Genomic DNA, 25981 nt, shown 5'->3' with positions numbered 1-25981 from the left:
GCCCATGCTGAAGCAACGCACCCTCAAGTCCCTCACCCGCGCCGTCGGCGTGGGCCTGCACAGCGGCCAGAAGGTCGAGTTGACGCTGCGCCCTGCGGCGCCGAATACCGGCATCGTGTTTCGCCGGGTCGACCTGCCGGTCCCGGTGGACATCCCGGTGCGTTTCGATTCCGTCAGCGAGACCCGCATGGCCTCCACCATCTCGCCGGGCGGCCAGCCGGGCGGCCCGAAGGTGCAGACCATCGAGCACCTGATGTCGGCCTGCGCCGGCCTGGGGCTGGACAACCTCTATGTCGACATCACCGCCGACGAGGTGCCGATCCTCGATGGCTCGTCGGCCAGCTTCGTGTTCCTGCTGCAAAGCGCCGGCATCGAGTTGCAGAACGCGCCCAAGCGCTTCCTGAAGGTCAAGAAGGCGGTCGAGGTGCGGGAAGGCGAGGGCGAGCGGCTGCTGTGGGCGCGGCTCGAGCCGTACCACGGTTTCAAGCTGACCTTCCAGATCGATTTCAAGCACCCCGCGGTCGATGCGACCGGCCAGGAGGTCACCTTCGACATGGGCTCGGGCCGCTACAAGCAGGAGATCGCCCGCGCCCGCACCTTCGGCTTCACGAAAGACGTGGAAGCCATGCGCTCGCGCGGCCTGACGCTGGGCGGCAGCATGGACAACGCCATCGTCATCGACGACTACCGCGTGCTCAACAGCGATGGCCTGCGCTACGACGACGAGATCGCCAAGCACAAGATCCTCGACGCGATCGGCGATCTCTACATCGCAGGCAGCCCGCTGCTGGCGGCCTACACCTCGTTCAAGGGCGGGCATGCGCTGAACAACAAGCTGCTGCGCACACTGCTGGCCGACCAGAGCGCCTACGAGTACGTCACCTTCGACGACGAGTCGCGTGCACCGGCCGGCTTTGCCGAGCTGGCCCCCGCGTGGTGACTGCCGGGCGCGCGCAGCGCCGCCCTCTTCAAGTGGCGTGCGCGGATCCGGCTTCGCCGGTCCGCTGCGCGAGCCCCCTCGGGGGGCAGCCCCGGGAGGGGCGTGGGGGCCCATGATTTTCCGCCTGCTGTTCGGCCTGCTGCTGCTGGCCGGCATCGCCTGCCTTGCGACCTACATCGCCACGCGAGACCCCGTTTGGCGCCGGCGCGGGCTGGTGATCGTCAAGTGGACCGTGCTGGCCGGGCTGGCGGCTTTGGGCGTCTTGGTGCTCGAGCGGCTGGCGCTGCTGCTGTAGACGGCGCCAGGGTGCGCAGGCCGCCCACATACGCCTGCACCGCGGTTTCGCCGCAAGCCACCAGGTCGAAGCCGCCGGGCCGCAGGGTCCAGTGGTGCATCAGCCCGTCGACCAGCGCATACAGGCCCAGGGCGGCCGTCTTCAGGTCCAGCCCTTCAGGCAGCAGGCCGGCGGCGCGGGCGCGGGCCATCGAATCGGCCAGGTCCTGCTGGAATTCGCCGGTGCCTTCGAGATAGCGCTCCTGCACGCCGGCCAACTCCTGCGTGTATTCGGTCTGGTGCATCGCGATGCGGAAGACGCGCTGGACCTGCTCGTTGCTGGCCAGCACGTGCAGCGGCCAGGTCGCCTTGGCCACCAGTTCCGCCAGGGGCTCGCCGCTCAGCGACTGCACGCATTCGCTGACCATCTCGCATGGCAGGAACGCTCGCTCCATCATCGCGTTGAACAGCGCGGCCTTGTCCTCGAAGTGCCAGTAGATGGCGCCGCGTGTCACACCGGCCGCGGCGGCCACGTCTTGGAGACGGGTGTGCGCCACGCCGCGCGCGAGGAACTCGCGCTCCGCAGCGTCGAGGATCTGGTGGCGCGTGGCCTCGGCTTCGGCTTTGGTACGGCGGGCCATGTCAGGAATCTTGTGTCATCGAAGGAAGAAATGATTGGCCCGGAGACAAGGGCGCGATTGTCCCGAAAAACCCTGAACAAGCAGCCTGCTCTCGTTGCAGGGCAAATTCGCGGTTCGAAGCGTTGTCAACGCGCCAAACATGAGGGTTGCCTGCCGTGTTGCTGACACGACGTTGGCAGCAGGGCCGTGGCAACATACATACGCGATTGTATGTATACTCCGCCGCGCTGACCATCCCCCTCTCCCCGGCATGCCGTTCGCCGGGTGAATGCGGCGCACTGCCGCCCAGCCTGTCGAAGGCTGCAGTCCTCGTTCGTCGCTCCAGGATCTCCATGAACCTTGTCGCCATGTCTGTTCATCTTTTTGCGCTGCAGCGCCCGCTGGGGGCGCGGCTCGCCCTGACCGCGGCCGCCGCCGCTTCGCTCGCGGCCTGTGGCCAGGGGGGCGCCCAGGGTGGGCCTGGGGGCGGCATGCCGCCGGCGCAGGTCGGCGTGGTCACGGTGCAGCCGGCCGGTGTGACGATCGCCGCCGAGCTGCCGGGCCGGCTCGAGGCCTGGCGCACGGCCCAGGTGCGTGCGCGCATCACCGGCGTCGTGAAGAAGCGCATGTTCGACGAGGGCAGCGTCGTCAAGGCGGGGCAAAGCCTGTTCCAGGTCGACGACGCCCCGTACCGCGCCGCGCTCGCCAGCGCCGAGGCCACGCAGGCCAAGGCCGATGCGGCGTTGGCCCAGGCGCAGGCGCTGCTCGAACGCAACCGCCCCTTGGCCGACGCGCGTGCGATCAGCCAGCAGGATTGGGTCGCGACCCAGGCCGCGCACAAGCAGGCCCAGGCCGACCTGGCTGCCTCCAAGGCCGCGGTCGTGCAGGCCAAGCTCAACCTCGACTATGCGGCGGTGCAGGCCCCGATCACGGGCCGCATCGGGCGCGCCCTGGTGACCGAGGGCGCGCTGGTCAGCCAGGCCGAGGCGACGCTGCTGGCCACCATCCAGCAAACCGACAAGCTCTACGTCAACATCACCCAGCCGGCCACCGAGGCGCTGCGCCTGAAGCGCGCGTTCGAATCGGGCAAGCTGCAGACGGCCGAGGGCGCGAAGGCGCGGCTCGTGCTCGACGACGGCAGCGAATACGCGCTGCCGGCCAAGCTGCTGTTCGCCGACCTGACGGTCGACCCGACTAGCGGCCAGGTCACGCTGCGTGCCGAGGTGCCCAACCCCAAGGGCGAGCTGTTGCCCGGCCTGTACGTGAAGGTGCGGGTCGACCAGGCGAAGACCAGCGGTGCGATGCTGCTGCCGCAGCAGGCGGTGACGCGCGGCGCCGCCGGCGACTCGGTGATGGTCGTCGGGGCCGATCACCAGGTCGCGCCGCGGCCGGTGCAGCTCGGCGGCACGCAGGGCAGCCAGTGGGTCGTGCTTGGCGGCCTGAAGGCCGGCGAGCAGGTGGTGGTCGACGGCTTCCAGAAGATCCGGCCCAAGGCCGCCGTGCAGCCGGTGCCATGGAGCGCCAGCGGCGCCGCCCCGGCCGCTACCGGCGGGACTTCCGCATCGGGCCCGGCCCCTGCCGCGTCCGGCCCGGCCCCCGCCTCGGCGGCCAGCCGCTGATGCCGGAGGCTGCTGCATGAATTCGCGTTTCTTCATCGACCGGCCCATCTTTGCCTGGGTCATCGCGCTGTTCATCCTCGTCGTCGGGGCGGCGGCGATCACCCGCCTGCCGGTCGCGCAATACCCGAGCGTCGCGCCGCCGGCGATCGTCATCACCACTGCCTACCCCGGCGCCTCGGCCAAGGTGCTGGAGGATTCGGTGCTGTCGGTCATCGAGCAGGAGCTCAACGGCGCGCCGAACCTGATCTACATGGAGTCCAGCGCCGACGCCACCGGCACCGGCCAGATCACCGTCACGTTCGAGCCCGGCACCGATGTCTCGATCGCGCAGATCGAGGTCCAGAACCGGCTGTCGCGCGCCGCACCGCGCCTGCCCGCGGTCGTGACGCAGCAGGGCGTGCGCATCGACAAGGCCCGCTCGAACTTCCTGCTGTTCGTGATGATCAGCTCGAAGAACCCGGCCTACGACCCCGTTGCGCTGGGCGACTACGCGGCGCGCAACATCGTGCCCGAGCTGCTGCGCGTGCCCGGCGTCGGCCAGGCCATCCTGTTCGGCACCGAGCGCGCGATGCGCGTCTGGGTCGACCCCGCCAAGCTGGTCGGCTACGGCCTGTCGACGGCGGACGTCAACGCGGCGATCCGCGCGCAGAACCTGCAGGTCTCGGCCGGCACGATCGGTGGCCTGCCGGCGGCCGCAGGCCAGACGATGTACGCGACGATCAACGTCAACGGCCAGCTCGGCACGATCGAGCAGTTCGGCAACATCCTGCTGCGCACCAACACCGACGGCTCCAGCGTGCGGCTGAAGGACGTCGCGCGCATCGAGCTCGGCGGCCAGGCGTACTCCAGCTCGGCGCGGCTGAACGGCGTCACCGCCAACGGCATCGGCGTGCAGCTCTCGCCCACGGGCAATGCGCTGGCCACGGCCGATGCGATCAAGAAGCGCATGAGCGAGCTGCAGCAGTACATGCCCGAGGGCATGAGCTACGACGTGCCGTACGACAGCTCGAAGTTCGTCCGCATCTCGATCGAGGAGGTCGTCAAGACGCTGGCCGAGGCGATCGCGCTGGTGTTCGTCGTGATGCTGGTGTTCCTGCAGAACATCCGCTACACGCTGATCCCGACCATCGTCGTGCCCGTCGCGCTGACCGGCACCTTCGCCGTGATGCTGACCTTCGGCTTCTCGATCAACGTGCTGACGCTGTTCGGCATGGTGCTGGCGATCGGCATCCTGGTCGACGACGCGATCGTCGTCGTCGAGAACGTCGAGCGGCTGATGGCCGAGGAAGGCCTGAGCCCGCGCGACGCGACTGTCAAGGCCATGGGCCAGATCACCGGCGCCATCATCGGCATCACGGTGGTGCTGGTGTCGGTGTTCGTGCCGATGGCCTTCTTCAGCGGCTCGGTGGGCAACATCTACCGCCAGTTCTCGCTGTCGATGGCCTCGTCGATGCTGCTGTCGGCCTTCATGGCGCTGTCGCTGACGCCGGCGCTGTGCGCCACGCTGCTCAAGCCCGTGCCCGCCGACCACCACGACAAGCGCGGCTTCTTCGGCTGGTTCAACCGCAGCTTCAAGCGCACGGCCAAGGGCTACGAGTCGGTGGTCGCACGCATCCTGCCGCGCGCCGGGCGCTTCCTGCTGATCTACGCGGCCATCATCGGCGCGGTGGTCCTGATGTACAACCGGCTGCCGACCTCGTTCCTGCCCAACGAGGACCAGGGCTACCTGATCGTCAACGTGCAGCTGCCGCCGGGCGCGTCGCAAAGCCGCACCGAGGCGGTGATGAAGCAGGTCGAAGGCTTCTTCCTGTCGCAACCCGAGGTCGACAAGATCGTCGGCGTGCTCGGCTTCTCGTTCTCGGGCTCGGGCCAGAACGCCGGACTGGCCTTCGTGCCACTCAAGCCCTGGGAAGAGCGCCCGGGCAAGGAGCACACCGCCCAGACGCTGGCGGGCAAGGCCTTCGGGGCGCTGATGGGCATACGCGACGCGTTCATCTTCCCGCTGTCGCCGCCGCCGATTCCCGAGCTCGGCACCGCCACCGGCTTCAACTTCCGCCTGCAGGATCGCGGCGGCAACGGCCACGCCGCGCTGGTGGCCGCGCGCAACCAGCTGCTGGGCATGGCCTCGCAGAGCAAGCTGCTGCAGGGCGTGCGGCCCGACGGGCTCGAAGACGCGCCCCAGCTGCAGCTCGACATCGACCGCGAGCGTGCAGCGGCGCTGGGCGTCGGGTTCGACACCATCGGCTCGGTGCTCGGCACGGCGCTCGGCTCGAGCTACGTCAACGACTTCCCGAACGCCGGCCGGCTGCAGCGCGTGATCGTGCAGGCCGAGGCCGCGACGCGCATGCAGCCCGAGGACATCCTGAAGCTGTACGTACCGAACAGCAAGGGCCAGCAGGTGCCGATGTCGGCGTTCGCGTCCACCCGCTGGGTCGAGGGCCCGCTGCAGACCGTGCGCTACAACGGCTACCCGGCGATGAAGATCGCGGGCGACGTCGCGCCCGGCGTGTCCACCGGCGAGGCGATGGCCGAGATGGAGAGGCTCGCCGGCCAGCTGCCGCCCGGCTTCGGCTTCGAGTGGACCGGGCAGTCGCGCGAGGAGAAGCTCTCCGGCGCGCAGGCCATGATCCTGCTCGGGTTCTCGATGCTGGCGGTGTTCCTGTGCCTGTCGGCGCTGTACGAGAGCTGGAGCATCCCGGTCGCGGTGCTGCTGGTCGTGCCGCTCGGCGTGGTGGGCTCGCTGGCCGGCGTGTGGCTGCGCGGCATGCCCAACGACGTTTACTTCAAGGTCGGCCTGATCACCATCATCGGCCTGTCGGCGAAGAACGCGATCCTGATCATCGAGTTCGCGAAGGACTTGCAGGCCGAGGGCAAGGACCTGCTGCTGGCCACGCTGGAGGCGTGCCACCTGCGCTTCCGCCCGATCCTGATGACCTCGTTCGCGTTCATCCTGGGCGTGCTGCCGCTGGCCACCGCCACCGGGGCCGGCTCGGCCAGCCAGCGCGCGATCGGCACCGGCGTGATGGGCGGCATGCTGACGGCGACCGGCCTGGCCGTGCTGCTCGTCCCGGTGTTCTTCGTCGTGATCCGACGCCTGTTCCCGGGCGGACACATGACCGGCCACGGCACTGCGATCTCGTCGGCCGAAACCGATGCCGCTGCCGAAGAGGCACTGCACCACAAGAAGGAGAACCGCTGATGAGCGGCCACACGACGATGCGCCGCACGGCGTTCGGCCCGCTGATGCTGTCGGCCGCGCTGCTGGCCGGCTGCATCAATCTGGCCCCGGATTACCAGCGCCCGGCGGCGCCGGTGCCGGCCAGCCTGCCCGCTGCCGAGGCGGCGGGCGAGGCGGCACTGCCCGGCGTGAAGGACTTGCTGCGCGACGAGCGCTTGCGCCGCCTGGTCGACCAGGCGCTGGCCAACAACCGCGACCTGCGCGTCGCGCTGCTGAACGTCGAGCGCAGCCGCGCCCAGCTGCGCCTGGCCGATGCCGACCGCTGGCCGACGGTGGCTGCGGCGGTCGGCGGCTCACGGGCGCCGAACACCTCCGGCGAGCAGACCACCACGCTGCAGGCCGGCCTGCAGGTCACAAGCTACGAGGTGGACCTGTTCGGCCGCGTGCGCAACGTCAGCGACAGCGCGGCCGCGAGCCTGCTGGCCACCGAGGCCGGCAGCCGGGCCGCGCGACTCGCGCTGGTCACGCAGGTGGCCGCCACCTGGTTCACGCTGGCGGCCGACCAGGAGCAACTCGCGCTCGCCCGCCAGACGATGGCCGGCCGCGAGCAGACGCTCAAGCTCACCGAGCTGCGCGTCAACGTCGGCGCGGCGTCGGACGTCGAGCTGCACGGCACGCGTGGCTTGCTCGCGCAGGCGCGGGCCAGCGTCGCCGCGCTCGAGCGCCAGGCGGCGCAGGACGCCAACGCGCTGGCGCTGCTGGTCGGCCAGCCCGTCGCGGCGGCCGATCTGCCGGCAGCGGGCCCGCCGGTGGACGCGCAGGCGCTGGCCGGCGTGCCGGCCGGGGCTTCGTCGGACCAGTTGCTGCGCCGGCCGGACGTGATCCAGGCCGAGCAGACGCTGATCGCTGCCAACGCCAACATCGGCGCGGCGCGTGCCGCGATGTTCCCGCGCATCACGCTGTCGGGCAGCGCCGGGGTCGTCAGCGACACGCTGTCGGGCCTGGTGAACTCGGGCACCTTCGCGTGGACCTTGGCGGGCACGGCGGCGGTGGCGATCTTCGACGCCGGCCGCAACCAGGCCAACGTCAAGAGCGCCGAGGTCGGCCGGGACATCGCGCTGGCGCAGTACGAGAAGGCCATCCAGTCGGCCTTCCGCGAAACCGCCGATGCGCTGGTCGCCCAGGCAACGTGGCGCGACCAGGTCGCCGCGCAGCAGGATCTGCAATCCGGCGAACGCGAGCGCCTGCGGCTCACGCGGCTGCGCTACGAAGGCGGCGCGGCCAACCTGATCGAGCTGCTCGACAGCGAGCGTTCGCTGGCCGGCGCCGAACAGGCGCTGGTGCTGGCACGGCTGGGCGAGCTGCTGAACCGGCTGGCGCTCTACAAGGCGCTGGGCGGGGAGGAACGCGCCATGCCCTGAGCAGGGTGCACACCGGGGAGAACCAAGAATGCGAACAGGCACACGATGTGACACCTCTCGCAGCTGGCAACCGCGCACGGCCTGCCAGCGGCACGGCTGGGCAGACCGCACCACGGCGCGCGGCCTGGTACTGCTGCTGATCGGGTTGACGATCTGGCGCGCCTGGATCGTCGTGCATGCCGGCGCGGGGCTGCACGTCGATGAGGCGCAGTACTGGGCCTGGGCGCAGTCGCTCGACTGGGGCTATTACTCCAAGCCGCCGGCGATCGCCGCATTGATCGCCCTGTCGACCGCCTGGCTGGGCGACGGCATCCTCGGCGTCAAGGCGTTGGCGATGTTGTGCTACCCCCTCACCGCCTGGGTGCTGTTCCGCTGGATCGGTGAGGTTGTGGCCGACGTGTCGGGCCCCGGTGTTGCCCAGCCGGCCCGGGCCGGGCGGCTGGCGGCACTGCTGTTCATCGCCTCGCCGGTGGCCGGCCTGCTCGGCCTGGCCGCCACGACCGATGCGCCGCTGCTGCTGGCCTGGTCGCTGGCCTCCTATGCACTGTGGCGCGCCTGGCGCGACGGCCGGCGCGCCGACTGGCTGATGCTGGGGCTGTGGGTCGGCCTCGGGCTGATGTCGAAGTACACGATGGCGGCCTTCGTGGTTTCGGCGGTCGGCCTGCTGGTGACCGTGCCGCGCGCGCGGCCGGCCGGCCTGCCGCTGGGGCGGGGGCTTCTGATCGCGGCCCTGGCCGCCACGGCCTGCGTGGCGCCCAACCTTGCATGGAACGCGGCCCACGGCTGGCCGACCCTGCGCCACACGGCGGAGATCACCGTCGGTGCGCAGGCCGCGCCGCTGCATGAGACGCTGGGCACCTACGTCGTCGGGCTGCTGCTGCTGGTGGGCCCGGTGCTCGCGCCGTGGGCGCTGATCTGGCGGCTGGGCCGCCCGCGCGTCGACGCAGTCAAGCTCGTGCCGGCATCGCGCTGCGCCGCCGCAGCCGCGGCCTGCCCGACGCGGCGCGACGCAGCGTTCGCCGCGGCCTGGCTGAGCGGCCCGCTGGCGGCCATCGGTGGTTTGCAGGCGCTGCACGCGCAGGCCGAGCTCAACTGGGCCGCGCCGGTGCTGATCGGCGCGATCCTCGCGCTGGTGCTGTGGCTGCGCCCGGAGCAGCCGGGGCGTCGGCTTGGTGGCTGGTATGCCGCGCTGGCCACGCAAGCGCTGCTGCTGGGGGCGTTGACGCTGGCCGGCGACATCGCCCATGCGCTGCACCGGCCGCTGCCGCGCCAGCTCGACGTCTGGGCCCGCATGCGCGGGTGGGAGCAGGCCTTCGAGCAACTGCGCCCGGCGGCCGAGGCCTGGTGGCGTCGCGAAGCCGGCACCTTGGCGGGCCGGCCATCCGGGCCGCTGGTGCTGGGCGCAGACCGCGCGGTGCTGGCCAACGGCGCTTACGCCTGGCGGGCCTTCAGCCCGCGCTGGACGGCCTGGCGCGACGCCGGGCAGCCGCCGCACGACCACTTCCAGCTCCAATCGCCGCTCGAGCCGGGTGAGCATCCACAGCGAATCCTGATCGTCAGCGCCGGCGCGCCGGACCCGGCCTGGCGCGCACGGCTCGACGGGCCGCCGCGGCGGCTGGCCATCGCCGAGGTCGAGCAGACCCCAGGGCGCATGCTGCACATCGAGCTGTGGCAGGCCGAACTGGCCTCACGGCCCATGCTCGCCCAGGCGGCCCGCGGCGGCCGGGTGGCAGCGCCCCAGCCCTGATCAATACGTGCGCCCTTTGCGGAACTGGGCGTGCGTGCGGCGGTTCAGCGCGGTCACCTGGGCCATCGCGGCGAACGAGCCGCCGGCGTGGGCGTGGGTGATGGCCAGGCCCAGCGCATCCGCTGCATCCTTGCCCGGCAGGCCGGGCAGGTTCAGCAGGCGCATCACCATTTCCTGGATCTGCGACTTGGCCGCGTGACCGTGGCCGACGACCGACTTCTTCATTTGCAGCGCCGTGTACTCGGCCACCGGCAACCCGGCGGTGACCAGGGCCGTCAGCGCCGCGCCGCGGGCCTGGCCCAGCAGCAGCGTGCTTTGCGGGTTCACGTTGACGAACACGATCTCGACCGAGGCGTCGCTGGGCTGGTAGCGCTCGGCCACTTCACGCACGCCGTCGAAGATGATCTTCAGCCGCGCCGGCAGGTCGCCCTGGGCGATGCCGGCGCCGGTGGTGCGGATCGTGCCGCTGGCCACATAGTGCAGCTTGGTGCCCTCGCGCTCCACCACGCCGAAGCCGGTGCACTGCAGGCCCGGGTCGATGCCCAACACGCGTGTCATAGCTTGAAGTACCAGCGCACCGAATGGAAGAACACCGGCGCCGCGAATGCCAGCGGCGCGACCCGGTCGAGCAGGCCGACCGCCCCGGTCACGGCGGCCCGGTTGCCCCAGTAGGCCACACCGGCATCCTTCTTCAGCGCCTTCATCACGAACTCGCCCAAGGTGCCGGCGCCACCTGCGATCAAGGCCATCGCCAGCGCCTGGGCCAGCTTGAACGGCGTGATCCAGAACAGCAACGCGCCGGTCACGCCGCCGGCCAGCGTTCCCATCGCCCAGGCGCGGGCCGAGAACGAGCGGCTGATCGCGCGCGCCAGCGGGCGCTGGCGCAGCCAGCGGCTGGCGGCCTCCTGCACGATCTGCGCGACGGCGCTGACGATGACGAGGAAGAACACGAGAAAGGCCCCGCGCCCGGGCTCCACGCCGCGGAAGTTCAACAGCAGCAGCGCCGGCGCATGCGACAGCCCGTAGACGCAGACCATGATGCCCCACTGGATCGCCGCGTTGCGCTCCAGGAAGCGCTCGGGGTCGCCGGCCAGCGCGCTGACCACCGGAATGGCGAAGAACACGTAGACCGGCACGAAGACCGTGAACAGGTCGAAGTTGCGGTTGCCCACCAGCAGGTACTGGATCGGCAGCACGACGAAGAAGGCCAGGATCAGGCCGCGATGGTCGGCCCGGCGCGTCGGGCTGAGCGTGATGAACTCGCGCAGCGCGAAGAACGAGAAAGCGCCGAACAACAGCGTCGCGCCCAAGGGGCCCGAGACCCAGGCCAGCCAGAACACCACCGCACCGACCCAGACCGCGCGCAGGTCGCGGATGAAGCGCTGGTGGCGCGCCGCCCATTCCGGCGGGTGTTCGCGCAGGCTGACCAGCAAGGCGGCCACGCTGACCAGCAGCAGCACGCCGAAGACGAGCACGAACAGCAGCGCGACCTGCTGTTCGCTGTCGAGATCGCGCAGGGCCTTCAGCATGGCGGCCTCACTGGGCCCGTGGCCGCAATGCGATCACGGCGTCGCGCGCTCGGGCCAGGAAGGCGCGCTTGTCTTCGCCGGGCGCGAGCGCCATCGGGGCGCCGAAGGTGACGGTGCACAGGATCGGCACCGGCACCACCTCGCCCTTGGGCATCACCCGCTGCACGTTGTCGATCCAGGTCGGCACCAGTTGCACCTGCGGGAACTGCTCGGCCAGGTGGTACAGGCCGCTCTTGAAAGCCTGCGGCTCGCCGGTGTGGTTGCGCGTGCCCTCGGGAAAGATGACCAGCGAGTCGCCGGCCCGCAGCGCCTGCAGCAGTGGCTCCAGCGGATCCTGGTCATCGGTGCGCTGCCTGTCGACGTACACCGCATTGAAGACCTCACGCGTCAACCAGTGCTTGAACGGCGATTTGGTCCAATAGTCCTTCGCGGCGATCGGCCGTGTATGGGGGCGCAACTCGCCCGGCAGCGCGGCCCAGATCAGCACCCAGTCGAGGTGGCTCTGGTGGTTGGCGAAGTAGATTCGCTGCAAGGCCTCGGGCGGGCAACCTTTCCAGTGGCCCTGCGTCCCGGTGATCAGCCGCGCGACGAACGCCAGCAACTGGCCCATCAGACTGGCTCGGGTCATGGGCGGGCATGATAACTGCTTTGTTCAGCGGCGGGCTGGCGGCTTGTCGATGTACTTCGATTACGTTTCACCCATTGGAGGGCGCTCCGTGCCCAGGTAAACTGGGTTCTTACCCGTGCGACGTCGATGTAGTTTCGCTACCTTATGATTTTGAACAAAGCCCGCCCATCGAGCTATCCCCGCCTCGTCGCCGACATCGGAGGCACCAATGCGCGATTCGGTTGGATCGCCGGCCCGGGCGCGGGCGCGACGCAGGTGCGCAAGCTGGCGGTGCCCGATTTTCCCGGCCCGGCCGACGCGGCGCGGGCCTACCTGTCGGAGCTGAGTGTCGCACTCGGCCAGGCGTACCAGCCGCCGCGGCAGGCGGCGATGGCCGTGGCCACGGCGGTGGGTGACGACCGCGTGGCCTTCACCAACAGCCACTGGGGCTTCTCGCGGGCCGCGCTGCAGGCGGCGCTGGGGCTCGATGGCCTGCAGGTGCTGAACGACTTCGAGGCCCTGGCGCTTGCTCTGCCTCATCTGCGTCCCGAGCAGTTGCGAGCCCACGGTGCGCTGCCGCAGGCGCGCGGCACGCTGGCGGTCATCGGCCCCGGCACGGGTCTGGGGGTGGCCGGCGTGGTGCAGACGCGCCACGGCTGGCTCGCCCTGCCCGGTGAGGGTGGGCACAGCACGCTGGCGCCGGGCGACGATTTCGAGTCCGAGGTGTTGCGCGCCGTGCGGCGAGACTTCTCGCACGTCTCGGCCGAGCGCCTCCTGTCCGGCATCGGTCTGCCGGTGCTGCACCGCGCGGTGGCTGGCGTGCTCGGTCAGCAGATCGCCGAACCCTGGGCCGCCGAGCAGATCATGGACCGTGGCCTCGCCGGTGCCGACGAAGCGGCGAGCCGCAGTCTGGACACCTTCTGCACGCTGCTCGGCAGCTTTGCCGGCAACGTGGCGCTGGTGCTCGGTGCGCGCGGCGGCGTCTACATCGGCGGCGGCATCGTGCCGCGCATGGAGCAACGCTTCTTCGCCTCGGCCTTCCGCGAGCGCTTCGAGGCCAAGGGTCGCCTGCGCGGCTACCTCGAGGCCATCCCGACCGCGCTGATCACCGACACGCTGGTCGCGCTGACCGGCGCCGCCGCGGCGATCGAGCAGCAAGTCGGCTGAGTCGGCGCCGCCGCGCCTTCCTTCTCCTCTCTCCCTCTTTCCCTCCTCCTTCGCGCTTTGCTGGCTCGGGTCTCGGGCTGGTCGCGCTCGCCTGTCTGGCTCGCCTGAACCTGCCGTTGCCGATTGGCAAGGGTTGGCCGCGCCATGCCGGGTAAATCCGGGCGCTGTTTGTGGTGAAAACGCTGAATGTAGTGGCACTACATCATCGACGAGAAGGTGAGTACGGTGATTTTGGCCCCGTGGCGCAGCTGCTCAGGAGGGAGATTTTGGCGTCTCTCCCAGTGGAAGATCGCTCTCCGGTGGCGAAAGCGGCGCGCCACTAAGGGATTGCCTCAGGTCGTTCTATATCTAGTTTTAGTACAGAATTGTCCACATGCTGCAAATTCGGCGCTTCTGTCTTGCGAGGGAAGGCGCGCCGGGTTCGGCGGTGGTGCATGTGTGTCCCAGAGCTTGAGGAGTCCTCCATGACAATGACCAACAACAAGCGCCGAGCGAGCCACCACAGGCCCGCTTCGCGCAGCGCCTTCCGGATCAGCCCCGTCGCCGCAGCCTGCTCGGCGCTGATCCTGGCCACCGGTGCGGCGCACGCGCAAAGCGAGCCGGCCAAGGACGAGAAGAAGGCCGAAGAGCAGGTCCAGACCGTCACGGTGACCGGCATCCGCCGCGGCATCGAGGCAGCGATCGCGATCAAGAAGAACGCCGATTCGATCGTTGAGGCCATCTCGGCCGAAGACATCGGCAAGCTGCCCGACACGAGCGTGGCCGAGTCGATCTCGCGCCTGCCCGGTGTGACGACGCAGCGCAGCACCGTGACCGGCCGCGCCCAGCAGATCAGCGTGCGCGGCATGGCGCCCGACTTCAACGGCGGCCTGCTGAATGGCCGCGAGCAGGCATCGACCGGCTCCAGCCGCAGCGTCGAATTCGACCAGTACCCGGCCGAGTTGCTGGGCAGCATCGTCATCTACAAGACACCCGATGCCTCGTTGATGGGCCAGGGCCTGTCGTCGACGACCGACATGCAGACCGTGCGCCCGCTGAACTTCGGCGAGCGCAACATCGTCGTCAACTACCGCCACGAGTCGACCGGCAAGGCCGAGGACAAGCCGGGGTTCGGCACGGGCAGCGGCGATCGCGCCTCGCTGTCCTACATCGACCAGTTCGCCGACCGCACTGTGGGCCTGGCGCTGGGGGTCACGCACGCGACCTCCAAGGGCGGCGGCCGGCCGAACTTCAATACCTGGGGGGGCTGGGTGGCGGACGTGCCGTACGCCGGCGGCACCGTCAAGGCGCCGGGCGGCTTCACGACCGACATCGAGACCACCGACTACACGCGCGACGCGGGCCTGATGGTGCTGCAGTTCAAGCCCAACAAGGATTTCGAGTCGACGCTGGACGTGCTGTACTCGAAAGGCGAGTTCTCGGTCATGAAGCGGGGTCTGGAGGGCCCGGTCGGCGGTCTGTCGGCTGGCGCCAACGACACCGGTGGCACGCTGATCAACGCGACGGTCGTGGACGGCATCGCGACCTCGGGCACGCTCACCAACTGGAAGGGCGTGATCCGCAACCACAACGAGGACTACACCGACGAACTGCAGTCCATCGGGTGGGGCAACACCTTCAAGGCCGGCGACTGGAAACTGAACTTCGACCTGTCGCACTCCAAGGTCACCAAGGTCTCCGAGCGCTTCGAGACTACCGCCGGCATCCCCGGCAATGCCACACGCGATGACGACACGATCTCGTGGACCGGCTTCAACGGCACCAACCTGGCCGACGTGCAGTACACCAGCGGCCTGAACTACGCCGACCCGAACCTGATCAAGCTGACCGACGTGCAGGGCTGGGCCGGCGCCAACGGCGTGCAGGACGGCTACTACGCCAACCCGACCACGACCGACAAGATCGACGCGCTGAAGCTTCAGGGCACGCATGACGTCGCCTGGGGCCCGATCGTCTCGGTGACCGGTGGCCTGAACACTTCGATCCGCACCAAGGACCGCGTGACCCGCGAAGGCGCGCTGGTGCTGCCAGGTGCGCTGGACGCCGATGGCAACGTCGTCGATCGCCTGGTCTGGGCCGACATCCCGAACCCGAGCACCGGCGTCGGCGGCATGACCGGCATCCCGACGCTGAACTGGAATCCGGCCGGCTCACTCGGCTCGGTCTACCAGCTCAACCCTTGGTCCGACCACGACATCGTCGGCAAGACCTGGGGCGTGAAGGAGAACGTCAGCACCGCCTACCTGAAGGGCGACATCGACAGCGACGTCGCGGGCATTCCGCTGCGTGGCAACGTCGGTGTGCAGTTCATCGCGACCCGCCAGTCGGCCACCGGCTTCCAGGTCGACCAGGCCAGCTGCAATGGCGGCACCCACAGCTGTGACTACTCGCCGACCATGGCCAGCCACAGCTTCACCGATGTGTTGCCAAGCTTGAATCTGGCGGCCGATCTTGGCAACGACAACGTGGTTCGCTTCGGCCTGGGCCGCCTGATCGCACGGCCGAACATGGAAGACATGAAGTCAACCATCGACTTCAGCGTCAAGTCCGACGATGGCCCGTCGTACTTCAACGGCTCTGGCGGGAACCCGGCACTCGAACCTTTCCGTGCGAACGCGCTGGACTTGTCGTACGAGAAGTACTTCGGCAGGAAAGGCTATGTGTCGATCGCCGGCTTCTACAAGGATCTGGACACCTACATCCTGAAGACCCGCCAGGTGTTCGATTTCGCGCCGTACGTCACGCCGGGCTCGGGCATGCCGGACAACGGCACGGTCGGCCTGATCACGCTGCCGACCAACGGCAAGGGCGGCACGATCAGTGGCGTCGAGCTGGCGGTCAACGTCCCGCTGTCGATGGCGACGAGCTGGCTCGACGGCTTCGGCGTGATGGCCAACTACTCGAACACCGACAGCTCGGTCAAGCTGCCGGCTTCGGGCTTCTCGGGCCAGAACGTCAACACGCCGAACATCCCGCTGCCGGGCCTGTCGAGGGAAGTCACGAACATCCGCCTGTACTACGAGAAGTACGGCTTCCAGATCGCCGTCGCCCAGCGCCACCGCTCGGAATACCTGGGTTCGATCTCCGACTACCAGGACAAGACGCAGCTCGTCTACGTCAAGGCCGAGTCACAGGTCGACGTGCAACTGGCCTACGACTTCGACTGGGGGCCGCTCAAGGGCTTGTCGCTGCTGGCCCAGGGCAACAACCTGACGAATGCGGAGTACGCGGAATACGATGCGGCCAACGGCAACATCACCAACCGCAAGAAGTTCGGTACGTCGTACATGGTGGGTCTGAACTACAAGTTCTGATCCATCCGGGGCTCACCGCGTGGGTTGGCCGCAAGCCGGCCCACGGGAGCGGTACTGACCGAGGGGGGGCCACCAGGCCTCCCCGTTTTGCTTTCTGATCCACTTGCCAAGGCGCGCGACATGCACACCGAGCTTCTGAAATCCATCGTTGTCGTCGGGGGCGGCACCGCCGGCTGGATGACTGCCGCGGCCCTGGCCACGGCGCTGAAGGGCCGCTATGCGATCCGTGTCGTCGAGTCCGACGAGATCGGCATCGTCGGCGTCGGCGAGGCGACGATCCCGATGATCCAGATCTTCAACAAGATCGTCGGCATCAACGAGGCCGAGTTCATCAAGGCCACCCAGGGAACGTTCAAGCTCGGCATCGAGTTCGTCAACTGGGGCCGGCTGGGCGACCGCTACATGCACGGCTTCGGCCGCATCGGGCAGGACCTGTGGACCGTGCGCTTCGAGCAGTACTGGCTGAAGATGCGCTCGCTCGGCCGCGCGAAGCCGCTGGAGGAGTACTGCGTCACCCGCATGGCGAGCAAGGCCAACCGCTTCCTGCCGCCGCAGGCGAATGTGCCGAACTCGCCGCTGAACGACATCGCCTACGCCTACCACTTCGATGCCAGCCTGTACGCGCGCTTCCTGCGCGGCTTCGCCGAGGCGCGCGGCGTCGTGCGCACCGAGGGCAAGATCGTGCAGGTCTCGCAGCGCGAGGGCGACGGCCATGTCGACGCGGTCGTGCTGGCCAGCGGCGAGCGCGTCGAGGGCGACCTCTTCATCGACTGCTCGGGTTTTCGCGGCCTGCTGATCGAGCAGACGCTCCAGACCGGCTATGAGGACTGGACGCACTGGCTGCCGTGCGACCGCGCGCTGGCGGTGCCCTGCGAATCCGCGCCGGTGCTCACACCGTACACCCGCTCGACGGCGCACCGTGCGGGCTGGCAATGGCGCATTCCGCTGCAGCACCGCACCGGCAACGGGCATGTGTACTGCAGCCGCTTCGTCAGCGACGACGAGGCGGCCGCCACGCTGCTGTCCAACCTCGACGGCAAGCCGCTGGCCGATCCGCGCCCGATCCGCTTCACCACCGGCATGCGCAAGCGGGGCTGGAACAAGAACGTGGTGGCGATCGGCCTGGCCAGTGGCTTCCTCGAACCGCTGGAGTCGACCAGCATCCACCTGATCCAGTCGTCGATCCAGCGCCTGATCGACTACTTCCCGGATCGCGGCTTCAACCCGGTCGACATCGCCGAGTACAACCGCCAGTCGCGCTTCGAGTACGAACGCATCCGCGACTTCATCATCCTGCACTACACGTTGAACCAGCGCGAGGATTCGGAGTTCTGGCGGGCCTGCGCGCACATGAGCCTGCCGGAATCGCTGACCCACAAGATCGAGCTGTACAAGGCACACGGCCGAATGGTGCGCGTGGACAATGAGTTGTTCACCGAGTTCAGCTGGCTGCAGGTCTTCGAGGGGCAGAATCTGGTGCCCGAGGGCTACCACCCGCTGGTCGACTTGCAGCCCGAGGAGTCGATTGGCGAGTACCTGGAGAGCGTGCGCAACGTGATCATCAAATGCGTGGACGTGATGCCCGATCACCAGGCCTTCATCGACAAGCACTGCAAGGCGACGCCACCCGTGGCCAAGCCGGCAATGGCCTGAACACACCAAGGCAGTCATGACGACTTTCGACCTGTCCGTCCGCTTCTTCCTCCAGATGGCCTTCATCCTCGGCGTGTGCCGGGCGGTGGGCTGGCTGTTCGCGCGGATGGGCCAGTCGCAGGTCGTCAGCGAGATGATCGCCGGCGTGCTGATGGGGCCCTCGCTGATGGGCTGGCTGCTGCCGGGCGTGTCCGCCTACGTCTTTCCGGCCGACTCCAAGCCGATCCTGTTTTCGGTGTGCCAGATCGGCCTGGCGCTGTACATGTTCCTGATCGGCGTCGAGTTCGATATCGAGTTGATCAAGAGCCGCGTGCGCAGTGCGGCGGCGGTGTCGCTGGCCGGCATCGTCGCGCCCTTTGCACTCGGCGCGGCGCTGGCCTGGCAACTGGCGGGCGATGGCACGCTGTTCTCGGCCAAGACCACGCCGGTGCAGGCGATGTTGTTCATGGGCGCGGCCATGTCGATCACCGCCTTCCCGATGCTCGCGCGCATCATCCAGGAGCGTGGCCTGGCCAAGACCTCGCTCGGCACGCTGGCGCTGGCGGCCGGGGCGATGGACGATGCCGCCGCGTGGTGCGTGCTGGCCGTCGTGCTGGCGAGTTTCCAGGGCGATGCATCGATCGCGCTGCTCGCGATCGGCGGCGGCGTGGCCTATGCGGCGGTCGTGCTGCTCGGCGTCAAGCGCCTGCTCGCGCCGCTCGGCCGGCAGGTCGAACGCGAGGGCCGCATGGGGCCGAACACGCTGATCGTCGCGCTGATGTTGTGCATGCTCGGCGCCTGGTTCACCGACGCGATCCAGATCTACGCCGTCTTCGGCGCCTTCATCATGGGCCTGGCAATGCCGCGCGGGCGTTTCGCCGAAGAGTTGCAGCGGCAACTGCACCCGCTGGTCACGGCCTTCCTGCTGCCGGTGTTCTTCGTCTACTCGGGCCTGAACACCAAGATCGGCCTGGTCGACACACCCTGGCTGTGGGCGCTGGCGGGCGCCGTGCTGCTGGCCGCCACGGTGGGCAAGGGCGTGGCGTGCTACGCCGCCGCGCGCTGGCACGGCGAGGGCCGGCACGAGGCGATGGCGATCGGCACGCTGATGAACGCCCGCGGCCTGATGGAGCTGATCATCCTGAACATCGGCCTGCAGCGCGGCATCATCGGGCCGGCGCTGTTCGCGATCATGGTGATGATGGCAATCGTGACCACCTTGGCGGCGACGCCGGTGTTCAACCGCATCCAGGCCTCGCGCCGGCGTGGCGAGGCGGCCTCGCCCGCTTGATCAGCCTGCCGCGTGCGCGGCGCGCAGGCGCCGCCGCGCGGCGCGCGCATGCGGCAGCCAGCCGAGCTTGGCCCAGCGGCGCCACATCAGCAGGCCGCGGATCCACTCGTCGGCCGCATAGGCGATCCACAGGCCCGGCAGGCCCCAGCCAAGTACCGAGCCGAGCAGCCAGCTGCCGCCGGCCAGCACGATGAGCATCGAGGCGGCGCCGGCGGCCACGGGGTAGCGCGCGTCGCCGGCCGCACGCAGCGCATTGATCACGATGAGGTTGAAGGCGCGGCCCGGCTCCAGCACGATGGTGATCCACAGCACCGTCTGCCCGGCCGCGATGATGGCCGGGTCGTGCGTGAAGATGCGCAGCAGCCAGGGCGAGGCGATCGCCACGACCGTGGCGACGGCGACGCTGGCGACCAGGCCACGCCCCAGCGCCCGCCGCACCAACCGATGTGCCGCGTGCCACTGGCCGGCGCCGATCAGGTGCCCGACGAGGATCTCGACCCCGAGCCCGGTCGCCAGGCTGAACAGCAGCACGGTGGACATCAGCTGCGCCGCGTAGGCCTGCGCCGCCAGCGCCTGCGCGCCGAGCTGCGCGGCCACCGACACGCTGACCATGAAGGCCAGCCGGTAGGCGATGTTCTCGGCCGCGCCGGGCAGGCCGATGTGCAGCATCGCGCCGAGCTCGCGGCGCGGGGCATGCCACCAGTCGCGCCAGCGAGGCACCAGGCCCAGGCGCAGCCGCCACAGCCACAGGTGCAGGCCCAGGCCGATCAGCCGGCTGCCGGCCAGCGCCAGCGCGTAGCCGGGCAGGCCGAGCGGCGGCAGCGGGCCGGCGCCCAGCATCAGCGGTATCGCGAGGGCGAGGTGCGCCGCGTGCATCACGATGATCACGGCCAGCGTGTCGCGCGTGCGCAGGTGGGCTCGCATCACGCTGGCCATGGCGGCGTTCCAGGCGTCGCCCAGCATCGCCGGCGCGAGTGCGGCGAGAAACGGTGCCGCGAGCGGCAGCACGTCCGGCGGCGCTTGCATCAGCCGCAGCAAGGGGGTGGCGGCCACGAGCGCCACCAGGGCGGTGCCGCCGCCGATCCAGGTGCTCGCGCCGAGGGCGGCGCGCGCCACGCGCTCGGCGCCCTCGCGCTGGCCGGCGCCCAGTGCCTGCGTGAGGACCACGCCGATGCCGGCACCGATGATGCGAAAGACGACGAACAGCGTGGCGCCGACCTGGTTGGCCAGCGAGAAGCCGGCGCCGGCGGCATCCGACACGCGCGCCGCGAGCGCGGTGCCGACCAGGCCGACGCCGATGCCCAGCAGCAGTTCGACGAACAATGGCCACGCGAGCGTGAACAGGCGCGGCCGGGGCGGGGGAAGGTGTGTCACACCGCGATCATCGCCCGGCTGTCACGAACCGTTGATCAGCACCTGGCCACCGAGCGCCGGAAGCGTCAGCGTGAGCCGGCCTTGCACGGTGCCGAGGGTCGTGCCGGCCAAGGCATCACGCCACGCACCGGCCGGCGCACCGGCGGGCAGCGCGATCTCGAGCGTGCGCGGGGCATCGGCGTTGTTGGTGGCGGTGATGGCCCAGCGGCCGCCGAGGCGGCGTGCCAGCACGATGACGTGCGCGTCGGCGAACAGCGGCGCATCGAGCGCGCCGCGGCGCAGCACCGGCTCGGCGTGGCGCAGGGCGGTCAGCGTCTTCACGTGGTCGCGCAGTGCCAGGTCCGGCTGCCCGCCCTGGTCAGCCCAGGGGTAGGTGGCGCGGTTGTAGGGATCGTCGCCGCCGGTCACGCCGACCTCGTCGCCGTAGTAGATGGCCGGCGAGCCGGGGAAGGTCATCTGGAACAGCAGCGCCAGGCGGAAGCGCCGCTTGGCCAGCGCGATGGCTTCGGGGCCCGCGCCGTCCCGCCACCCCAGCACGTGCAGCGAGCGCGCCTGGTCGTGCGTCGACAGCAGGTTCATCAGCGCGTGGAAGGCCTGCGGCGGATAGGCCTCGCGCATCAGCTCGATCTGGCGGTACAGCGCGGCCGCGTCGCCGCCGCCGGCATAGGCCAGCACGGTGTTGCGGAAGATGTAGTTCATCGTCGAGTCGAAGCTGTCGCCGAGGAAGTACTTCGAGGCGTCGAACCAGGTCTCGGCGATCGTGATCGCGTCGGGCCTGTGGGCCTTGATGGCGGTGCGCCACTCGCGCCAGAAATCGTCAGGCACCCAGGGTGCCACGTCCATGCGCCAGCCGGCGGCGCCGCGGTCCAGCCAGGCCTTCATCACCGAATCGGGCCGACCGTAGGCGAAATCGCGAAAGGAGCGCGAAGCCTTGTCGAGCTCGGGCAGGTCCTTCACGCCGACCCAGCCGCGGAACTGCTTGTCGGGGTCCGCCTGCGTCGGGTCGAGCGTGAACCAGTCGGAGTAGGGTGACGCGGGGTTGATGCGGCCGCCCTGGAACGCGCCGTCGGTGCCGTGGTTGCCGTAGCGGTTGAAGTAGACCGAGTCGCTACCCACGTGGTTCAGCGACGCGTCGGGGATCACGCGGATGCCGCGTTGGCCCGCCTCGCGGCACAGGCGCTCGAAGTCGGCGTTGCTGCCGAAGGCCGGGTCGACCTGGTGGTAGTCGGCCGTGTCGTACTTGTGGTTGCTGGCCGCCTGGAAGATCGGTGTCATGTAGATCGCATTGGCGCCGAGCTCGCGGATGTCGTCGAGCTTGTCGATGATGCCGGCCAGGTCGCCGCCGAAGAAATCGTTGTTGTAGACGGCGTCGGAGCCATCGCCGGTGCCGGGCTTCCAGGGTTTGTCGAGCCAGTTGGCGTGCAACTCGACGCTGTGGTCCTGGTAGCGGTCGCGGCCGGGCTTCGGGTCGTTGGCCCGGTCGCCGTTGCGGAAGCGGTCGGGGAAGATGTAGTAGTAGACGAGGTCCGGTGCGTAGTCGGGCACCTTGAACGCCGGGTCGTAGACGGTCTGGCGGTAGCGGCGGATCGCGCTTTCGCGCTTCGGCTTGTGCGCCACCTCGCCGGGGCCGAAGCTGCCCTTCTCGCGCGTCCAGTAGACGGCGTCGGCGTTGTTCTGCAGCACGTAGGCCCGGCCGCCGACCTCCGCCTCGAACCAGTAGCCGTAGACGGCCCTGGTGCCGAAGGCGTGGCGGGCGTGCCAGCGCTCGTACCCGCCAGCGGCGCGCTCGCGCTGCATCGGCACGCGGGCGACGGGCAGGTATTCGAGCACCTCCTGGTTGCCTTCGAGGCGGCGCCGCTCGACCACCAGCGTCAGCTTGTCGACCCCCGGCTGCGCGGTGACCGCGAAATCGATCGGCGTGTGTTCGACCACGGCGCCGAACGGGGCCTTGTGCACGGCCGCGCGCGAATCGAAGCGCAGGCTGAGCGCGATGGGGTCGTCGATCGGCAGTGCGTTCGGGTCGACGAAGCTCTTCGGGCCGACGCTCACCAGCGCGCGCTCGGCGACGATGACCGCGCGCACGGTCTGCTCTCCGCCCTCGAACGCGAGCGTGTGGACCTCCGAGGTCAGCGCAGGTGTCCACGCGGCATCGGCGATCTTGAACTCGTGCCGGCCCTGGAGCTTGACGTTGAGGTAGTAGGCATCGCAGCTGTACTGGAAGGCGTATTCGTCGAGCGCGGCCCCGTTGTTCATCGAGCCGCGCAGGTACAGCACGGTCTCGCCGAAGGGCGCGGGAGTGGTGTGGGGGCAGTCGGCTTCGCGGGGCATCGGGATGGTCAAGTTGTTGTCGAGCGGGCCAACGGTGCTGCACGCGGCAGCCGTGAGCAGCGCGAGCAATACGGGCGCGCATAGCGCCGCCCATTCAAGTGGCGTGCGCGGATCCGGCTTTGCCGGTCCGCTGCGCGAGCCCCCTCGGGGGGCCGAGCCCGGACATGAACGGTCCTGTGGACTGTTCGTGCCTGGCGAGGGGCCGGGCCACTGGCCCGGGGCGGCCTGCAAGGCGCCGACCGGAGGGAGCGTGGGGGTCATCCTTTCACGCCGCCAGAGGTCAACCCCGAGACGATCCAGCGCTGCGCGGCGAGGAAGACGAGCGTGATCGGCAGGCCGGAGAGCACGGCCGCGGCGGCGAAATCGCCCCAGAGGAACTTCTGGTCGTAGAGGTAGAACTTGGAGCCGACGGCCAGCGTGAGGTTGGGCTCTTCGCGCAGCAGCACCGAGGCGACCGGGTACTCGATGATCGTGCCGATGAAGGCCAGCACGAAGACCACCATCAGGATCGGCACCGCCATCGGCAGCAGCACGAGGCGGAAGGCCTGCCAGGGCGTTGCGCCGTCGACCTTGGCGTTCTCCTCGATCTCGGTGGGGATGGTGTCGAAGTAGCCCTTGATGGTCCAGACGTGGGTCGCCACGCCGCCGAGGTAGGCGACGATCAGACCGGTGTGGGTCTCGATGCCCATCCACGGCAGGTGGTTGCCGATGCCTTCGAAGATCGCGTAGATCGCCACCAGCGCCACCGCGACCGGGAACATCTGCAGCAGCAGCATGCTGTTGAGGAGCAGGCGCTTGCCGGCGAACTTCAGCCGCGCGAAGGCGTAGGCCGCGGTGGTCGAGATCGCGACGATCAGCAGCGCCGAGACGGTCGCGATCTTGACCGAGTTCCACAGCCACAACAGCACCGGGAACGGCGGCTCGATGCGCGTGCCGTCGGGCAGCACGTGGGCGATGCCGAGTGCGAGCTTCCAGTGTTCGAGGCTGATCTGCGCGGGGATCAGCGAGCCGGTGGCGAAGTTGCCCGGGCGCAGCGAGATCGACACGACCGCGACCAGCGGAAACAGCGTGATGCCGATCAGCAGCCACAGCCCGGCGTGGGCCGCGAGGATGCGCCAGCGCTGGCGCTTGCCGGTGACGATGGCCATGGCGGGTTACCTGGTCGAGGCCCCGGCGTCGCCGCTGAGCCTGAGGTTGACGAGCGACATCAGCGCGACGACGAAGAAGATCAGCGTGGAGATCGCCGCCGCGAGGCCGAAATTGGCGCCGGCGTCGGTGAAGGCGATGCGGTAGGTGTAGCTGACCAGGATGTCCGTGGTGCCGGCCGGCAGCTTGGTGTTCAGGTAGTCGGGCCGGCCGTCGGTCAGCAGCGAGATCAGCACGAAGTTGTTGAAGTTGAACGCGAAGGCCGAGATCAGCAGCGGCGTCAGCGGCCGGGCGATCAGCGGTACGGTGATCTTGAAGAAGTTGGTCAGCGGGCCGGCGCCGGCGATGGCCGAGGCTTCGTACAGGTCCGACGGAATGGCCTTGAGCAGCCCGGTGCACAGCACCATGATGTACGGGTAGCCGAGCCAGGTATTGACGATCAGCAGCATGGCCCGCGCGAGCGTCGGGTCGGCGAACCAGGCCGGACGCACGCCGAACAGCGCATCGAGGATCGCGTTGATCTCGCCGAAGTTCTGGTTGAACAAGCCCTTGAAGACGAGGATCGAGATGAAGCCGGGCACGGCGTAGGGCAGGAACAGCAACGTGCGGTAGAGGGTGCGAAAGCGCAGCGCCTCCCAGTTCAGCAGCACGGCCAAAGTCATGCCGATGGCGGTGGCGAACAGCACGGTGAGCGCCGAGAAGACGACGGTCCAGCCGAAGATCGAGACGAAGGGGCCTCGAAAATCGGCGTCGAACATCATCCGCGTGTAGTTCGCGAGGCCGATGTTGACCTTGAAGCCAGGCTGGACGTGCTCGCCGCGTTCGTTCTCGAAGTAGCCGGTGCCGCGGTTCGGGCGGTAGGTGGTGCCGGTGGCCTGCTGGACGAGGGCGCCGTTGCCTCCGGCCTTCCACACGGGGTTGAGCGGGCCGAATTCGCGCACGCCGGTGTAGTGCAGCAGCGTGCCATCGGGGCGTTGGAGCGCGAGGCCGCGCAGTGTGTCGCGCCGGGCGAGCACCTCGCGCAGTGACAGCGGGGCGCCGAGGGGCGTGTCGGCGGCCGGCGTCAGCGGCACCGCGCCTTTCGATGGCGCGCTGGCGGTCAGCGGTGGCGTGACCAGCACCTCGTTGCTGTCGGCGCTCGTCAGCTTCACGCGCAGTGCCGAGCCATCGGCGTACAGCGTGCTGGCCATCGCGTGGGCCTCGTCGACCTCGCTCTGGTCCAGCAGGTAGGCACGGGCACGTTCTTCGCTGAGCAGATGCGCCGACGAGTAGTTCGTGAAGCCGATCTGCATCGTGTAGACGAGCGGAAAGGCGACGAAGATCAGCATGCCGGCGACGCCGGGAAACAGGTAGCGCCAGGCCAGCGTCTTCGCGGAGGCGTAGGTGTAGACGGCGAAGCCACCGAGTGCCAGCGTAGCGGTACTGACGAGCAACTGGCCGCTGGCGGCGAGGCGCCAGGTGAGCCAGAGCACCGCCAGCGTCGCGAGTGCAGCGATGGCGTGGGTGAGGGTGCGCTTCGGTGATGCCATGGGCGCTGCGGGAGAGGCGAGGGTGATGGCGCTCATGGGACGAGGGATGGCGCGGTGGCGCGGCCGGGGGCCGGCAGGCGATGGGGCTCATGAGTCCGCGCCCTCGCCTGCGGCGAGGGTGCCCTGCAGTGCTCGCGTTCGTGGCCGCCGTCGAACTCACTTCGCTCGCTGCGCTCGCTTCGTTCAGACAATCGCCGGCGAGTCAGTCTACGAGGCTCGCTTCGCTCGCTGCCACGAACGCTGCGCGCTTCGGCGCTCCCTAAATC

Annotated in this window: 18 protein-coding genes; 10 read left to right on the top strand and 8 right to left on the bottom strand. The window is 69.3% G+C overall.

The genetic code is table 11. The features are described from left to right. The first annotated feature begins 4 nt into the window (after positions 1-4). Positions 5-940 carry a UDP-3-O-acyl-N-acetylglucosamine deacetylase gene (gene lpxC / locus VJ693_RS17755; protein ID WP_324156290.1) on the top strand — a complete coding sequence of 312 codons (936 nt, stop codon included), beginning with the start codon at positions 5-7 and terminating at the stop codon, positions 938-940. Between the two features lie 112 nt (positions 941-1052). Continuing rightward, on the top strand, positions 1053-1235 hold the full coding sequence (locus tag VJ693_RS17750; RefSeq protein ID WP_324156288.1) for a hypothetical protein: 183 nt from the start codon (positions 1053-1055) through the stop codon (positions 1233-1235). Here VJ693_RS17750 and VJ693_RS17745 read toward each other — a convergent pair. Then, positions 1162-1854 carry a TetR family transcriptional regulator gene (locus tag VJ693_RS17745; RefSeq protein WP_324156287.1) on the bottom strand — a complete coding sequence of 231 codons (693 nt, stop codon included), beginning with the start codon at positions 1852-1854 and terminating at the stop codon, positions 1162-1164. The two genes, VJ693_RS17750 and VJ693_RS17745, sit on opposite strands and share 74 nt — an antisense overlap. A gap of 332 nt (positions 1855-2186) precedes the next feature. Between VJ693_RS17745 and VJ693_RS17740 the strand changes: the two genes are divergently transcribed. From VJ693_RS17740 to VJ693_RS17725, 4 genes are read left to right on the top strand one after another with little or no spacing between them, the layout of a single operon-like run. Continuing rightward, complete coding sequence (locus tag VJ693_RS17740) at positions 2187-3452, top strand: efflux RND transporter periplasmic adaptor subunit (RefSeq protein WP_324156285.1); 1266 nt, start codon at positions 2187-2189, stop codon at positions 3450-3452. Between the two features lie 16 nt (positions 3453-3468). Further along, positions 3469-6651: an efflux RND transporter permease subunit gene (locus VJ693_RS17735; protein ID WP_324156283.1), complete on the top strand. Its 3183-nt coding sequence runs from the start codon at positions 3469-3471 to the stop codon at positions 6649-6651. Further along, positions 6651-8051, top strand: a complete 1401-nt coding sequence (locus VJ693_RS17730) for an efflux transporter outer membrane subunit (protein ID WP_324156281.1) — start codon at positions 6651-6653, stop codon at positions 8049-8051. Before VJ693_RS17735 ends, VJ693_RS17730 begins: the two co-directional genes overlap by 1 nt. A gap of 28 nt (positions 8052-8079) precedes the next feature. Beyond that, entirely contained in the window at positions 8080-9798 is a 1719-nt protein-coding gene (locus tag VJ693_RS17725; protein WP_324156280.1) for a glycosyltransferase family 39 protein, read from the top strand. Here the strand turns inward: VJ693_RS17725 and ruvC are convergent, their stop codons facing one another. The 3 genes from ruvC to VJ693_RS17710 are packed head-to-tail and all read right to left on the bottom strand — an operon-like array spanning position 9799 to position 11955. Beyond that, complete coding sequence (gene ruvC, locus VJ693_RS17720) at positions 9799-10356, bottom strand: crossover junction endodeoxyribonuclease RuvC (protein WP_324156279.1); 558 nt, start codon at positions 10354-10356, stop codon at positions 9799-9801. It lies immediately after the preceding gene. Continuing rightward, positions 10353-11327: a phosphatidate cytidylyltransferase gene (locus tag VJ693_RS17715; RefSeq protein ID WP_324156277.1), complete on the bottom strand. Its 975-nt coding sequence runs from the start codon at positions 11325-11327 to the stop codon at positions 10353-10355. Before VJ693_RS17715 ends, ruvC begins: the two co-directional genes overlap by 4 nt. Positions 11328-11334: 7 nt before the next feature. Continuing rightward, positions 11335-11955 (bottom strand): lysophospholipid acyltransferase family protein, encoded by a 621-nt coding sequence (locus VJ693_RS17710; protein WP_324156276.1) that lies wholly within the window; start codon positions 11953-11955, stop codon positions 11335-11337. 144 nt (positions 11956-12099) lie between these two features. Between VJ693_RS17710 and glk the strand changes: the two genes are divergently transcribed. The 4 genes from glk to VJ693_RS17690 all read left to right on the top strand — a co-directional run bounded on the left by glk (position 12100) and on the right by VJ693_RS17690 (position 19338). Continuing rightward, positions 12100-13101 (top strand): glucokinase, encoded by a 1002-nt coding sequence (gene glk / locus VJ693_RS17705; protein ID WP_324156274.1) that lies wholly within the window; start codon positions 12100-12102, stop codon positions 13099-13101. 464 nt (positions 13102-13565) lie between these two features. Continuing rightward, a complete protein-coding gene (locus tag VJ693_RS17700; protein WP_324156272.1) occupies positions 13566-16415 on the top strand; it encodes a TonB-dependent receptor in 2850 nt (949 codons plus the stop codon). Between the two features lie 120 nt (positions 16416-16535). Continuing rightward, complete coding sequence (locus VJ693_RS17695) at positions 16536-18068, top strand: tryptophan halogenase family protein (RefSeq protein WP_324156270.1); 1533 nt, start codon at positions 16536-16538, stop codon at positions 18066-18068. A gap of 16 nt (positions 18069-18084) precedes the next feature. Then, a complete protein-coding gene (locus VJ693_RS17690) occupies positions 18085-19338 on the top strand; it encodes a cation:proton antiporter (protein ID WP_324156268.1) in 1254 nt (417 codons plus the stop codon). Here VJ693_RS17690 and VJ693_RS17685 read toward each other — a convergent pair whose 3' ends face one another. The 4 genes from VJ693_RS17685 to malF form a co-directional block, all read right to left on the bottom strand. After that, entirely contained in the window at positions 19339-20712 is a 1374-nt protein-coding gene (locus VJ693_RS17685) for an MATE family efflux transporter (protein WP_324156266.1), read from the bottom strand. It lies immediately after the preceding gene. Positions 20713-20733: 21 nt separating this feature from the next. Then, positions 20734-23040 (bottom strand): glycoside hydrolase family 13 protein, encoded by a 2307-nt coding sequence (locus VJ693_RS17680; protein WP_324156265.1) that lies wholly within the window; start codon positions 23038-23040, stop codon positions 20734-20736. Positions 23041-23297: 257 nt separating this feature from the next. Then, entirely contained in the window at positions 23298-24188 is an 891-nt protein-coding gene (gene malG / locus VJ693_RS17675; protein ID WP_324156263.1) for a maltose ABC transporter permease MalG, read from the bottom strand. A gap of 6 nt (positions 24189-24194) precedes the next feature. Next, positions 24195-25715: a maltose ABC transporter permease MalF gene (gene malF / locus VJ693_RS17670; RefSeq protein WP_324156261.1), complete on the bottom strand. Its 1521-nt coding sequence runs from the start codon at positions 25713-25715 to the stop codon at positions 24195-24197. Between the last annotated feature and the right edge of the window lie 266 nt (positions 25716-25981).

Origin of the sequence: Ideonella sp. (genome assembly GCF_035254525.1) — a bacterium.
GTDB lineage: Bacteria > Pseudomonadota > Gammaproteobacteria > Burkholderiales > Burkholderiaceae_C > Ideonella.
The sequence above is the reverse complement of the archived record's forward strand: the minus strand, read 5'-3'. Positions and strand labels throughout refer to the sequence as shown.